Source organism: Streptosporangiales bacterium (genome assembly GCA_009379825.1).
In the GTDB taxonomy this organism is placed as follows: domain Bacteria; phylum Actinomycetota; class Actinomycetes; order Streptosporangiales; family WHST01; genus WHST01.
The window spans coordinates 18,906-31,019 of record WHTA01000020.1 but is presented as its reverse complement, the minus strand read 5'-3'; the positions used below and the strand labels follow the sequence as shown (position 1 = coordinate 31,019).

Here is a 12,114-nt window from a genome sequence, read left to right as displayed (position 1 = left end):
CTTCTACCAGGTTGCGAAGAGAGGAGAACACCATGAATGCGACCAAGCGCGAACGCCGGGCGGCCGGCCGGACCTACGACGAGTGGTTCGCCCTGCTCGACGAGTGGGGTGCGCCTGGCCGCCCGTACCGGGAGATCGCCGACTGGCTCGAACAGGAGCAGGGGCTAAGCAGTTGGTGGGCGCAGAAGCTGATCGTCGAGTACGAGCAGGCGCGCGGGCTGCGCGAACCGGGCGTACGGCCCGGCGGCACGTTCGCCGCCGGCGCCAGCAAGACGGTGAACGTGGCCGTCGAATGCCTATACGCCGCCGTCGTCGACCCGGCGGAGCGGGAGCGCTGGCTGCCCGGAGTCGTGCTGCGCGAACGCACCTCGCACGCATGCCGGTCGGCCCGCTTCGAGCGACCCGACGACGGCACCAGGGTCGCCATCACGTTCGAGGCCAAGGGAGCAGCCAAGAGCCAGCTCGCCGTGGAGCACGAGCGGTTGCCCGACGCGGAGACCGCGCAGCAGACCAAGGCCTTCTGGCGCGACCGCCTGACCGTGCTCAAGGCCGCGCTCGAGGGCGACACGGAACCGGAGGAACGATCATGACCGCACGTATCGACGGGGTGCGCACGGTGGGCATCCCGGTCAGTGACCAGGACCGGGCGCTGGCGTTCTACGCCGAGACGCTCGGGTTCGAGACGCTCATAGACGCGCCGGTCGAGCAGCTCGGCGGGCGCTGGATCGAGGTGCGCCCGCCAGGGTCGGCCGTCAGCGTCGCGCTGACCCCCGCACACGAGGCTGGCGTGGACACCGGGATCCGCTTCACGACCGACGATGCGGCAGCGCTGCACGCCCACCTGTCCAGTCGCGGCGTGGCCGTCGACGAGCTACTGCGCTGGGCGGGCGTGCCGCCGATGTTCGACTTCCGCGACCCGGACGGCAACGTGCTCTACGTCGGCGAACGTACCTGACGGCCTCCGCCACGACGGTGATGCCGGCGGCGAGGCCGAGGCCGAACAGCAGCCCGCGCACCGGGTCGGCCTCGCGAGACCACTGAGGTAGCCGATCAGCCCGCCGTACGTCCCCCAGGTGCCGGCTGCGAGCGCGGCGAACAGGGTGAACCGAGGCAGCGGGTACGCAACGGTGCCCATGGTGAGCGTCACGGCCGTCCGGCCGCCGGGGATGTAGCGCGCGACGACGAGCACGAGCCCGCCGCGTACGGCGAGCGCGCCTGCCGCCCGGTCGAGTGCACGCCTGCGCCGGGTGCCCGGTCGGGCCCGTGCCAGCAGCCGTGCGCCGGCCAGCCGGCCGATGAGGTACGCGGTGTGGTCGCCGGCGAACGCTCCGGCGGCCGCCACCGCGATGGCCGCGTACAGGTTCGGGTTGCCGGCGGCGGCGAAGACGCCCGCGGTGATCACCACGCTCTCGCTGGGGAACGCGGGCAGGAAGCCGTCCACCCAGGCGAGCGCGACCAGGATCAGGTAGATCCACGGCGAGGTGACGACGCCGTGCACGGCGTCCAGGATCGCCTGGCTCATCGCGTCCGGCCACTGGCGACGAGCGGCCGGGTGAGTCGGTAGCCACGCAGCAGGGTGACCGCACGGCCGGCCGGGCGGGCCAGCACCGCGACCGTGAGCACCCGCCAGGCCACGGCGACGGTGACGACCGCGGCGCCTGCGATGGCGGCGTGGTTGCTGGGCAGCGACCAGTCCCCGACGCCCGGGCAGGCGGCGATCGGTTGCACGTCGGGCACCGTCCGGCACGGCCGGTCCGCACGTACGCCCAGCTTGACCGCCTCGCTGGCCAGGTACGCGACGACGGTGGCCACCGGAGCGAGCAGCGCCAACGCCTGGCTGCCGTCGGGCAGTCGGCGGGAACGCCACCAGGCGGCGAGGAAGAACAGCGCGAACACGGCGAGGCCGGCCTCGGTACCGATCTCGACGAGCTGCTGCAGCCACGGCGGGCTCGCGGCGGCCAGCTCGGTGGCCGCGCGGTAGAGCTGCACGCTGATCTCGGGCGGGTGTGGGCTCGGCATGCCCTCGAACGTACGAACGGCCGGGCAGTGCTCACAGCGGTCGATCGGCGGCGACCGACCTGGTCTTTCGGCAGTAAGGACTGGACGGCGGCGGTGTAGCCGTGGAAGGTAGTCCTTCATGACTGATATCTCTGCGTTCGCTGAGCTGATCCCCAAGGATCACGGGCTCTGCGTTGAGCACCTCGCGCGCTGACGGCAGCGTGCAGGCGTCCGTGGTCAACGCCGGCGTGCTGCCGCATCCCGTCACCGGTGTGCAGGTCGTCGGGCTGGTGGCAATCGGCGGGTCCCGCAAGCTGCAGCACCTGCGCGCCGCCCCGCGCGCGACGATCGTGGCCCGGGCCGGCTGACAGTGGGCCACCGTCGAGGGGGACGCGGAGATCATCGGCCCGGACGACCGACATCCGGACGTCGACGACTCGGCGCTGCGAGCCCTGTTGCGCGACGTCTTCCGAGCCGCAGGCGGAACCCACGACGACTGGGACACCTACGACCGCGTCATGGCCGAACAACGACGGGCCGCCGTGCTGATCGCACCACGCCGCAGCTACGCCAACCCGTAGCCGGCGCTCACCGACCCTGCCAGTACCGCTCGTCTGGCTGGTGCCAGCCCTCTGGTGGTCGGTTGTGCTGCCCTGGGTGCTGAGCGTGTTGGGCCGGTCCGGTGCGTGCTTCGGCCGCGTTGCCGGCGAGCGCGGTGAACCAAGCGTTGCTCGGCGCCTTGAACTGCAAGACGATGGCCGGAATGACGAGAAGCATCGGCCACAGCCCGAAGGCGAACAGGCAGCCGACGACGGTCAAGGTCATGCGCACCCAGCTACTAGCGCCGCGGCGCATTGCCGCCGCGAGGACGATCACGGCCACCCCGACGCCGCCGAGGAGCACGAAGACCCACGGGCTGACGTTGGTGGAATCCGGCCCCTGCCGCGGCTGCGAACGCCGTTCCACATCCGCGCAGCAGCCTAACCGAAGTGCACGCCCCAAACGGGGTGGCTGCGGACCTGCGAAACGGGCCCCTGCATGGTGCAGGGGCCCGTTCGCTGGAAGTGTCGTGCGTTAGTTGTTCGGCACCACGTCGATGTCGATGGTGGCGCTGACCTCCGGGTGCAGCCGGATCGACACGGAGTGCTTGCCGACGGTCTTCACCGGTGCGCGTAGTTCGATGCGCCTGCGGTCGAGCTCGGGGCCGCCGGACTCCTTCACCGCGGTTGCGACGTCGGCCGCGGTGATCGATCCGAACAGCCGGCCGCCGTCGCCGGCGCGGGCGCCGACCTTGACGATCATGCTGCCGAGCTTGTCGGCGATCTCCTTGGCCTGGTCGAGGTCGCGGATCTCGCGCGCCGAGCGGGCCCGCTTGATCTGCGCGATCTGCTTCTCCTGGCCCTTGGTCGCCACCATGGCGTACCCGCGGGGCACCAGGTAGTTGCGCCCGTAGCCATCCTTGACGTCGACCACGTCTCCCGGCTCACCGAGTCCGGAGACCTCTTGCACGAGGACGAGCTTCATCATCTTCTCTTCCCCTCGACTCAGCGTGCCTGCATGGTGTACGGCAGCAGTGCGACCTCGCGGGCGTTCTTCACTGCCGTCGCGACGTCGCGCTGGTGCTGCCGGCAGTTGCCGGAGACGCGCCTGGCGCGGATCTTGCCGCGGTCCGAGATGAACTTGCGCAGCAGCGCGGTGTCCTTGTAGTCGACGTACGTGAGCTTGTCTTGGCAGAACATACAGACTTTCTTGCGCGGCTTGCGCACGATGTTCTTGGCCATCATGGAACTCCTTCTTCGAGTCCGCCTCGCGGCGGGATTGGCCGTGGTGTGGACAGAACTACTTGGTGGTGCTCGATCGATGCGGCGTCAGAACGGCGGCTCGTCGTACGAGCCGCCCGGTGCGCCGCCACCGGCCGGTGCCGGGGTCGCCCAGGGGTCGTCGGCCGGAGCGCCGCCGCCCGGCTGGCCACCGCTGTCACCGCCGAACCCGCCGCCTGAGCGGCTGGTCTTGGTGACCTTGGCCGACGCGTACCGCAGCGACGGGCCGACCTCGTCGACCTCGACCTCGTACACGGTGCGCTTCTCGCCCTGCTGGGTCTCGAACGACCGCTGCCTGAGCCGGCCGTTGACGATCACGCGCATGCCTCGCTGCAGGGACTCGGCGACGTTCTCCGCCGCCTGCCGCCAGATGTTGCAGGTGAGGAAGAGCGCTTCGCCGTCCTTCCACTCGCCGGTTTGGTTGTCGCGGTACCGCGGCGTGGACGCGACGCGGAAGTTGGCGACCGCCTGGCCGGACTGGGTGAAGCGAAGATTGGGGTCGTCGACCAGGTTGCCGACGATCGTGATCGGGGTGTCGCCTGCTGCCATCGGGCTACCTCCTGCTCAGCGGAGCTCCGGTCGGATCACCTTCGTGCGGAGCACGGACTCCTGCAGGCCGAGCTGCCGGTCGAGCTCCTTGACCGCCTCTGGTTCCGCGGTCAGGTCGAGCACCGCGTAGATGCCCTCGGACTTCTTCTTGATCTCGTAGGCGAGCTTGCGCCTACCCCAGACGTCGACCTTCTCCACGCTGCCGCCGCTGTTCTTCACGACGGTCAGGAACTGGTCGAGCGACGGGGCAACGGTGCGCTCCTCGACATCCGGGTCGAGGATGACCATCACCTCGTAGTGACGTGCGGACAACTGGTGCCTCCTTCGGACTCGGCGGCCACGGTCCTTCCGTGGCAGGAGGTCGTACGTCGTTCGGCCACGCAGCACCACGCCGACGGCAGCTCAGGGGAAGATCGACGATGCCTCGTAGCCGAAGCGCCACGTTCACCGACGTGGCGTACGCCAGCCTACCAGCGCCGACGGACAGCCCAGGCAGCTGTCCACAGCCTGGTCACCCAGAGCCCCGTGCGGCGGCGAGCAGGGTGGCGGCGGCGGTACGGGCGGTGGTCGTCGGGTCGGGGTCGGTGCCGAGGCCGTGCGCCACGCAGGCACCTTCGAACAGCAACAGTAGCTGTGCGGCCAGCGGGCCAGGGGCGGCGACTCCTGTGGCCGTGGCCAGCTCTGCGAGGTACTCCTGCACCCAGTGCTTCTGGGCAAGCACCGCCTCCCTTCCCGGGTGGTGCGGGTCGGTGAGCTCGGCGGACGCGTTCACGAAGCCGCAGCCGCGCGGGGTGTGGTTCTCCTGCCGCATCCACGCGCCCAGCCCGTCGAACGCGGCCAGCAGCCGCCGCGCGGGGTCGCCGGCGCCGTGCTCGTCCACGTACCCGGTGAGGAAGGCGCGCCAGCGCTCGTCGCGCACCCGTAGGTACGCGCTGACCAGCGCTGCCTTCGAGCCGAACCGGTCGTACAGGGTCTTCTTCGTGACCCCGGCCTCGGCCGCGACCAGCTCCACCCCGACCGCGCCGATGCCGCGGGTGTAGAAGAGCTCGCTGGCGACCGCCAGGATGCGCTCGCCTGCGGGGGTGAGGTGGGCGGCGGGCAGTGTGCTCATCGGCGCTCCTTTTCATCGGAAGACTACACTGACAGTATACTGACCGGTATGGTTACCTGCCAGGCATGAGCGTGTTTCGTGCGGTCGCCGGTGGCCGTGGAGTGGACGCGGCGCTGGCCGTCGGCTTCGTCGTGCTGTGGAGCTCCGGCTTCGTCGGGGCCGAGCTGAGCAGCCGGGTCGCCGTCATCACGACCGCGCTGACCTGGCGGTTCGTCGTCTCCGCGGTGTTGCTCGCCGGCCCGCGGCGTCGCCGCGGCTGACCCGCCGCGCGGTACGGGTGCAGGCCGTCGTCGGCCTGCTCGGCCAGGCCGGCTACCTGGCCGGCGTGGTGTACGGCATCCAGCTGGGCGTGCCGCCGGGGACGGCGGCGCTGATCGCCGCCCTGCAGCCGCTGGTGACCGGGGTGCTGAGCGGTCCGTTGCTCGGCGAGCGGGTGGACAGGTGGCAGTGGCTCGGCCTCGCCATCGGGCTCGGCGGGGTGACGCTGGTCGTCGCAGGCGACCTCGCCGTCCCGCAGGGCACACCGCCGTGGGCGTACGCGCTGCCGTTCGCGGGGATGGCCGCCCTGGTCGCCGCGACGATGGTCGAGCGCCGGTGGGGCGCGACCACCGGCGTGGTCGACGGCCTGCTCGTGCAGACCGCCGCCAGTGCCGCGGTGTTCGTCGCCGTGGCCGCAGGCACCGGGACGTTGCTGCCGCCGGCCAGCCCGCTGTTCTGGGTCGCGGTGGCCTGGACGGTGGTGCTGTCCGGCTTCGGCGGCTACGGCACGTACTGGCTGACGGCCAGGCGCGCGGGCGTGGTGCGGCTGAACGTACTGCTCTACCTCACACCGCCGACCACCGCGCTGTGGGCGCTCGGCATGTTCGGCGAGCCGGTCGGGCTGCTCGCCGTGCTCGCCGTGCTCGGCATGCTCGCCTGCGGCCTCGCCGTGGTGCTCGGCTACGGCCGGGCACGTCCCCGGCGAGTGGCGACTCCGGTCGCAGTGGCGCCGTGCCGGGAGTCGGCCTGACGGTCAGCCCGCCGCCGCGACCGCGGTGACCGCCCGGTCGATGCCGTCGTCATCGACGTCGAGGTGGGTCACGCAGCGCACCCGGGTGGCGCCGCGGACGTCCAGGACGACGCCGGCCTCGGCCACCTCCTTCGCGATGCCGTACGCGTCGGGCAGGTCGAGCAGCACGATGTTCGTCTCCTGCCGGCGCGCGACGGGCTCGATGCCGGGCAGCGCGGTGAGCTCCGCGGCGAGCCTGGCGGCCCGCCGGTGGTCGTCGGCCAGCCGGTCGACGTGGTGGTCGAGCGCGTAGAGCGCCGCGGCGGCGAGCATGCCCGCGCCCTGCCTGGACGCACCGCCGCCACGCCTCCGCCATCAGCTCCTCGCTGCCGGCAAGCACCGCGCCTGCAGGGCAGCCGAGCCCCTTGGAGAAGTCCACCCAGACGGTGTCGAACAGCGCGCCGTACGACGCCGGTTCCGTGCCGGTGGCGACGGCGGCGTTCCACAGCCTGGCGCCGTCCAGGTGCGTCCGCAGGCCCTGCTCCCGCGCGGCCGCGGTAACGGCCTGCAGCTACTCGAGCGGCCACACCCGGCCACCGGCCTGGTTCACCGTCTGCTCGAACGAGACCATCCGGGTGCGCGGGCCGTAGCGGCTGGCCGGACGGATCGCCACTTGCAGCGTCTCGACGGTGAAGGTGCCCTCGGGCACGTCCGGCGTGCTGTCGAGCGGTGTCGAGATGCCGCCGGCCAGCCGGGCGAGACCGCCGGCCTCGGCGTTGAACAGATGGCACAGCCGGTGCGCGAGCACCTCGTCGCCGCCGCGCCGCACGTGCAGGAGCGACGCGATCACGTTGCACATCGTGCCGGTGGGCAGGAACAGCGCCGCCGGCTGGCCGAGCAGCTGCGCGCAGCGCCGCTCGAGCTCCGTGACCGTGGGGTCCGCGTGGTACTGCTCGTCGGCGATGGTGGCTGCGGTCATCGCGGCCTTCATCGCCTCGGTCGGGCGCGAGACGGTGTCCGACACCAGTAGCACGTTGTCGGGGTTGGTGAGCGCGCTCTCCTCCGTCATGATCACGTGACCGGTCCTCCATCCGTGCCGTGGCGTACCCGCAGCATGCTACGGGCAACCGCGGGTGGCGGCCGTGGTGTCGGCGCCGGCACGTAGGCTCAGCTGCGTGCCACGTATCGGAGCGCATGTCGACCAGACCGAAGCACTCACCCAGGTGAAGGCCCGCGGGGCGGAGATCGCGCAGACCTTCCTCGGTGACCCGCAGGGCTACAAGGGGCCGAAGGTCCCCGAAGGGATCGAGGAGCTCGCGCCGGCGGGCATCGACCTGTACATCCACTCGCCGTACCTGGTGAACGTCGCCACCACGAACAACCGCATCCGCATCCCCAGCCGCAAGCTGCTCACCCAGCACGCCGCGGCGGCCGCGAAGCTGGGCGCGAAGGGGCTGATCGTGCACGGCGGCCACGTGCTGAAGAACGACGACCCGGCCGTCGGGTACGAGAACTGGCGCAAGGTCTTCGAGCGCGGCGAGTTCGAGCTGCCCATCCTGATCGAGAACACCGCCGGCGGCGACAACGCCATGGCGCGTACGTTCGACTCGCTCGCCCGGCTGTGGGAGGCCCTGGACGGTTTCGACGTCGGCTTCTGCCTGGACACCTGCCACGCGCACGCGGCGGGGGAGGACCTCGACGGCATCGTCGACCGGGTGCGGGCGATCACCGGCCGCATCGACCTGGTGCACGCGAACAACAGCCGCGACACGTTCGGTTCCGGCGCCGACCGGCACGCGAACATCGCGTCCGGCGAGATCGACCCGCAGGCGATCGCTGCGGTGATCAAGGCGGCGGACGCCCCGGCGCTCGTGGAGACCCCGGCCGAGGGCCAGGAGGACGACATCGCCTACCTGCGGGAGCAGCTCGCCGGCTGACCCGGTCGGCGGTTCAGGCCACCGGCAGCGGGCCGCGGCTCAGCACCGTCCGGATCGCGAACGTGCTGCGCGCGTCGGTCACCGGCTCGATCGCGAGGATCTGGTCGAGCAGCAGTTGTTCGTACGAGCCCAGGTCGGGCACCACCGCCTCGACCAGGAAGTCCGCCCCGCCCGACACGACGTGGCACGCGACGACCGCGGGGATGGACGTGAGCGCCTCCTCGATCCGGCGGGACGTCTCGCGCGAGTGCTGCTCCACCTTGAGCGACACGAACACGGTCAGGCCGAGGCCCAACCGCTGTCGGTCGAGCTCGGCGCGGTACCCGCTGATCACGCCGGCGGACTCCAGCGCCTTGGTGCGGCGTAGGCACGACGACGGGGACAGCGCGATGGAGTCGGCGAGCTCGACGTTGGCGATGCGACCGTCGACCTGCAACCGCTGCAGGATCTTGCGGTCGACGTGGTCGAACTGAGCAGTTGGCATGATGTTCGTCCGTTCTCGATGATCGTGACGCAGAATTGCGTAGCTGGGTCTTCTATAAGCAATGTTTGCACGCCGATGCCGGGGGATTCGAGCGATGCTGTCCGCGTGACGAACACTGGTCTGTCGAACACCCGCGGCGCCGCGATGTACGTCGGCGCACTGCTCGGGCCGAGCCTGCTCCTGCTGCCCGGCTTGGCCGCACACCTCGCCGGTCCCGCGTCGGTGCTCGCCTGGGCCGGCATGCTCGTGGTGTCCGCCCTCCTGGCGTGGGTCTTCGCGGCGCTCGGCGTCCGCTTCGGCGGCAGCGGCGGCGTGGTGGGATACGTCCGGGCCGGCCTGGGTACCCGCGCCGGGCGCGCGACCGGGTGGTCGTTCCTCGCCGGCGTGGTGCTCGGCGCACCCGTGGTGTGCCTGATCGGCGGTGCGTACGTCGCGGACCTCGTCGGCGGCGGACGCCTTACGACCGTCGTCGCTGCGGTCGTGTTGCTCGCCGCCGTCGTGGGCCTGACGCTCGGCGGCGCACGTGCCAGTACGACGGTGCAGCTCGTCCTGGTCGCGGTGCTCGTGGCGCTGGTCGCGGTGGCGGTCGTCGGCGGTACGCCGTCGGCGCGCGCCGCCAACTGGACGCCGTTCCTGCCGCACGGCTGGACGTCGATCGGCAGCGCGAGTGCCGTCCTGATGCTGTCGTTCGTCGGGTGGGAGGCGATCGCGCCGTTGACGTCGCATCTGCGCGACCCCCGTCGGCAGCTGCCGTGTGTCATCGGCGCAGCGTTCGCCGTGACGGCGACCGTCTACCTCGCGCTCGCGGTGACCGCGATCGGTGTGCTCGGACCGGCGGCCGGCAGCACGGTGCCACTTGCCGACCTGCTGCAGGCCGCGGTCGGCGCCGTCGGGCGGGGCCTCGCCACGGTGGCCGCCGTCGCCTTGACGCTCGCGGCCACCAATGCGTACCTGACCGGCGCCGCCGCGCTCGCCACCGAGCTGACTCGTGACCGGCGTCGTGGACCTGTCGACACGCGTCTGCTGCAGCTCGGCATCGTCGTCACGGGTGTCGTGTTGTTCGCTGCCGTCGCGTTCCGGCTGGTCGGGACCGCGGACTTCGTGACGCTGCCGACCGCCCTGTTCCTCGCCGTCTACCTCGGTTGCACGGCGGCAGCCGTCCGCGTGCTCGACGGCCCGGTACGGATCGCGGCGGCGGTCGCGTTCGTCGCCGTGGCGGTCGTGTTCGTGTTCGCGTTCACCGGTTGGGCGGTGGCGGTCGCCATGCTCGTGGCGGCGGCGGGATTCCTGGCACCGAGCCGGCGCGACGACGCGTTCAACGCCGTTCGATCGCGATTTCAGCGGGATTTCAGCGGTCGTACCTAACGTCGCCGCGATGTTTGGCAGCGACTCCAGGGCCTTGCGCGGCTCGCCGCAGGCGTACGTGGTGCTGGTCGGCGACAATGACCAGGCCACGGCGGTCGCGGGCGAGCTGCGGCGCTGTCTGGCCGCGGCGGGCAGCCACGCGAGGGTCTTCGTGCCGCCGGTGCGCGGCCGGGAGTTCTTCGCCGCGCGGCTGCAGCCGACGCTGAGGCGGTGGTGGTCGTATCAGGCCACCGGTACGCCCCTGGAGTCGGCCGCGTTGGTGGCGACCACCGCTCGCCAGGTGCCCGCGGTAGCGCGGACGATCTACCTGCCGGCCAGCAGCGGCGGCGCGGCCTCGGGCGTCTACGGTTCGGCTCTGCACCGGATACCGGCACGCAGCATCGGCGAGTTCGCCCGCGGCTCCGACTGCGGCTCCGACTGCGGCGCCGCCACCTCCGCCTGCGGCTCCGACTGCGGCGCCGCCACCTCCGCCTGCGGCTCCGACTGCGGCGCCGCCACCTCCGACTGCGGCTCCGACTGCGGCGCCGCCGCCTCCGCCGGCGCCGGCATGACGGGGGTGCGACAAACCTTGGGGTCCCGCCGCTGCGGCAGGGCCCCAGAGTCTGGTGCCGGCGGGGGAGCGAGCCGGCGCGGGTGGACGGCTTCTGCGGGGGTACGGCAGCAACGGGTAACGGTGGTCGGCCGGCGTCAGGTCGTTCGCTGTGGGTACGTCGACCACCGTCCTCGTGTGGCGTGGGGCTTCGTCGACGGCTTCGACTCGGGAGGGGCAGCGGCGAGAGTCGGTCGGTCCCAGTGGTCGGCCCCCTCGTCCGAAAGCGCGCTAGCTACGGGAGCGGGTCGAGGTGGTCGGCGCCGTAGTGGACGCCGAGGGCGCGGCGCGCCGCGTCCATCGTGGTGAGTACGGCGATCGAGTCGTCCAGGGCGAGCAGGGGGCTCTCCGTCTCGCCCGTGGCGAGTAGCCGCTCGACCTCTGCGGCCTGGTACTGCATGCCGCGTCCGCTGAACGGCTCGTCGAAGGTGGCCGTGACCTCGTCGTGGTTGTCGTAGACGGTGACCCGCGTCGGCGTGTACCAGAACGGCGCGATCTCGATCCTGCCCTTGGTGCCCACCACGGTGGCGTTGTTCGGGCCGCGCACCTCGCTCGACGAGAACGACGTGGAGACCACGCCGTTCGCGTGCGTCAGTACGGTCGCCACCGACGCGTCCACGCCCGTGGTCCGCAACGTGCCGCGGGCCAGGACCTCGGTGGGCGGGCCGGCCAGGTCGTGCGCGAACGACAGCGGGTAGACGCCGAGCTCGAGCAGCGCGCCGCCGGCGAGGTCGGGGTCGTTGAGCCGGTGCGCCGGATCCGCCGGCAGCTGTTGTGCGTGGTCCGCGTGCAGGGTACGCACCTCGCCGATCCGGCCGCTGCCGACGACGTCCCTGACGAAGTGCATGTGCGGCAGGAACCGGGTCCACATGGCCTCGAGCACGAGCAGCCGCTTGCTGCGCGCGAGCGCGGCCAGCTGCCGTGCCTCGGCGGCGTTGACGGTGAACGACTTCTCCACGAGCACGTGCTTCGCCTGCTCGAGCGCGGCGGTGGCGTTGGCGAGGTGCAGGTTGTGCGGCGTCGCGACGTAGACGACGTCGACCTGCGGGTCCGCGACGAGCTCGTCGTACGAGCCGTGCGCCCGCTCGATGCCGAACTCGTCGGCGAAGGCCCGCGCGGTCGCGTAGGACCGCGAGCCCACGGCCGTGACCCGGTGCCCGTGCACGAGCAGGTCGCGGGTGAAGATCCTGGCGATGCCGCCGGTGGCGAGGATGCCCCAGCGCACGGTGCCGTCGGACGTGGGGGCGACTGCGTCGTCGAGAACCATCGCGTT

Annotated in this window: 14 protein-coding genes and 4 pseudogenes; 6 read left to right on the top strand and 12 right to left on the bottom strand. The window is 71.7% G+C overall.

Annotated features, from left to right (window positions below; genetic code table 11):
- Positions 1-32 precede the first annotated feature (32 nt).
- Together GEV07_12630 and GEV07_12625 are read left to right on the top strand one after the other, a co-directional pair.
- The gene (locus tag GEV07_12630) at positions 33-590 is read left to right on the top strand and encodes a hypothetical protein (GenBank protein MQA03517.1); all 558 of its coding nucleotides are present in this window, start codon (positions 33-35) and stop codon (positions 588-590) included.
- The gene (locus GEV07_12625; protein MQA03516.1) at positions 587-955 is read left to right on the top strand and encodes a glyoxalase; all 369 of its coding nucleotides are present in this window, start codon (positions 587-589) and stop codon (positions 953-955) included. The genes GEV07_12630 and GEV07_12625 overlap by 4 nt, the downstream gene beginning before the upstream one ends.
- On the opposite strand, the pseudogene GEV07_12620 reads toward GEV07_12625, so the two are convergent.
- Both GEV07_12620 and GEV07_12615 read right to left on the bottom strand, forming a co-directional pair.
- Positions 936-1,522: pseudogene (locus GEV07_12620) on the bottom strand (DedA family protein). The gene GEV07_12625 and the pseudogene GEV07_12620 sit on opposite strands and share 20 nt — an antisense overlap.
- Positions 1,519-2,019: a hypothetical protein gene (locus GEV07_12615; GenBank protein ID MQA03515.1), complete on the bottom strand. Its 501-nt coding sequence runs from the start codon at positions 2,017-2,019 to the stop codon at positions 1,519-1,521. Before GEV07_12615 ends, GEV07_12620 begins: the two are co-directional and overlap by 4 nt.
- Before the next feature lie 118 nt (positions 2,020-2,137).
- Between GEV07_12615 and GEV07_12610 the strand changes: the two are divergent.
- A pseudogene (locus GEV07_12610) lies at positions 2,138-2,579 on the top strand (pyridoxamine 5'-phosphate oxidase).
- Positions 2,580-2,586: 7 nt separating this feature from the next.
- Here the strand turns inward: GEV07_12610 and GEV07_12605 are convergent.
- The 6 genes from GEV07_12605 to GEV07_12580 form a co-directional block, all read right to left on the bottom strand.
- Positions 2,587-2,964, bottom strand: a complete 378-nt coding sequence (locus tag GEV07_12605; GenBank protein ID MQA03514.1) for a hypothetical protein — start codon at positions 2,962-2,964, stop codon at positions 2,587-2,589.
- A 108-nt stretch (positions 2,965-3,072) separates the two neighbouring features.
- A complete protein-coding gene (gene rplI / locus GEV07_12600; protein MQA03513.1) occupies positions 3,073-3,522 on the bottom strand; it encodes a 50S ribosomal protein L9 in 450 nt (149 codons plus the stop codon).
- Positions 3,523-3,542: 20 nt separating this feature from the next.
- On the bottom strand, positions 3,543-3,779 hold the full coding sequence (gene rpsR, locus GEV07_12595; protein ID MQA03512.1) for a 30S ribosomal protein S18: 237 nt from the start codon (positions 3,777-3,779) through the stop codon (positions 3,543-3,545).
- A gap of 87 nt (positions 3,780-3,866) precedes the next feature.
- Entirely contained in the window at positions 3,867-4,367 is a 501-nt protein-coding gene (gene ssb / locus GEV07_12590; GenBank protein ID MQA03511.1) for a single-stranded DNA-binding protein, read from the bottom strand.
- Positions 4,368-4,382: 15 nt separating this feature from the next.
- Positions 4,383-4,655, bottom strand: a complete 273-nt coding sequence (rpsF, locus tag GEV07_12585) for a 30S ribosomal protein S6 (protein ID MQA03510.1) — start codon at positions 4,653-4,655, stop codon at positions 4,383-4,385.
- A 223-nt stretch (positions 4,656-4,878) separates the two neighbouring features.
- Complete coding sequence (locus GEV07_12580) at positions 4,879-5,478, bottom strand: TetR family transcriptional regulator (GenBank protein ID MQA03509.1); 600 nt, start codon at positions 5,476-5,478, stop codon at positions 4,879-4,881.
- Between the two features lie 136 nt (positions 5,479-5,614).
- Here GEV07_12580 and GEV07_12575 point away from each other — a divergent pair, with 136 nt between their 5' ends.
- Entirely contained in the window at positions 5,615-6,487 is an 873-nt protein-coding gene (locus GEV07_12575) for an EamA family transporter (protein MQA03508.1), read from the top strand.
- Positions 6,488-6,490: 3 nt separating this feature from the next.
- On the opposite strand, the pseudogene GEV07_12570 reads toward GEV07_12575, so the two are convergent.
- A pseudogene (locus GEV07_12570) lies at positions 6,491-7,535 on the bottom strand (aminotransferase class I/II-fold pyridoxal phosphate-dependent enzyme).
- Positions 7,536-7,641: 106 nt separating this feature from the next.
- Between GEV07_12570 and GEV07_12565 the strand changes: the two are divergent.
- Positions 7,642-8,403, top strand: coding sequence for a deoxyribonuclease IV (locus GEV07_12565; protein ID MQA03507.1), 762 nt, complete (start codon positions 7,642-7,644; stop codon positions 8,401-8,403).
- A 13-nt stretch (positions 8,404-8,416) separates the two neighbouring features.
- Here GEV07_12565 and GEV07_12560 read toward each other — a convergent pair whose 3' ends face one another.
- The gene (locus GEV07_12560; protein MQA03506.1) at positions 8,417-8,887 is read right to left on the bottom strand and encodes a winged helix-turn-helix transcriptional regulator; all 471 of its coding nucleotides are present in this window, start codon (positions 8,885-8,887) and stop codon (positions 8,417-8,419) included.
- 75 nt (positions 8,888-8,962) lie between these two features.
- Between GEV07_12560 and GEV07_12555 the strand changes: the two genes are divergently transcribed.
- Entirely contained in the window at positions 8,963-10,252 is a 1,290-nt protein-coding gene (locus GEV07_12555; GenBank protein ID MQA03505.1) for an amino acid permease, read from the top strand.
- Positions 10,253-10,634: 382 nt separating this feature from the next.
- Here the strand turns inward: GEV07_12555 and GEV07_12550 are convergent.
- Together GEV07_12550 and GEV07_12545 are read right to left on the bottom strand one after the other, a co-directional pair.
- A pseudogene (locus GEV07_12550) lies at positions 10,635-10,799 on the bottom strand (gluconolactonase).
- Between the two features lie 277 nt (positions 10,800-11,076).
- The gene (locus GEV07_12545; GenBank protein ID MQA03504.1) at positions 11,077-12,108 is read right to left on the bottom strand and encodes a gfo/Idh/MocA family oxidoreductase; all 1,032 of its coding nucleotides are present in this window, start codon (positions 12,106-12,108) and stop codon (positions 11,077-11,079) included.
- Positions 12,109-12,114 lie beyond the last annotated feature (6 nt).

Excerpts from the sequence above, each read along its gene's own strand:
- rpsR (MQA03512.1), bottom strand. The coding sequence starts at position 3,779 with ATGGCCAAGAACATCGTGCGCAAGCCGCGCAAGAAAGTCTGTATGTTC.
- ssb (MQA03511.1), bottom strand. The coding sequence starts at position 4,367 with ATGGCAGCAGGCGACACCCCGATCACGATCGTCGGCAACCTGGTCGAC.
- GEV07_12630 (MQA03517.1), top strand. The coding sequence starts at position 33 with ATGAATGCGACCAAGCGCGAACGCCGGGCGGCCGGCCGGACCTACGAC.
- GEV07_12625 (MQA03516.1), top strand. The coding sequence starts at position 587 with ATGACCGCACGTATCGACGGGGTGCGCACGGTGGGCATCCCGGTCAGT.
- GEV07_12615 (MQA03515.1), bottom strand. The coding sequence starts at position 2,019 with ATGCCGAGCCCACACCCGCCCGAGATCAGCGTGCAGCTCTACCGCGCG.
- GEV07_12555 (MQA03505.1), top strand. The coding sequence starts at position 8,963 with ATGCCGGGGGATTCGAGCGATGCTGTCCGCGTGACGAACACTGGTCTG.
- rpsF (MQA03510.1), bottom strand. The coding sequence starts at position 4,655 with ATGGTCATCCTCGACCCGGATGTCGAGGAGCGCACCGTTGCCCCGTCG.
- GEV07_12545 (MQA03504.1), bottom strand. The coding sequence starts at position 12,108 with ATGGTTCTCGACGACGCAGTCGCCCCCACGTCCGACGGCACCGTGCGC.
- GEV07_12580 (MQA03509.1), bottom strand. The coding sequence starts at position 5,478 with ATGAGCACACTGCCCGCCGCCCACCTCACCCCCGCAGGCGAGCGCATC.
- GEV07_12560 (MQA03506.1), bottom strand. The coding sequence starts at position 8,887 with ATGCCAACTGCTCAGTTCGACCACGTCGACCGCAAGATCCTGCAGCGG.
- rplI (MQA03513.1), bottom strand. The coding sequence starts at position 3,522 with ATGAAGCTCGTCCTCGTGCAAGAGGTCTCCGGACTCGGTGAGCCGGGA.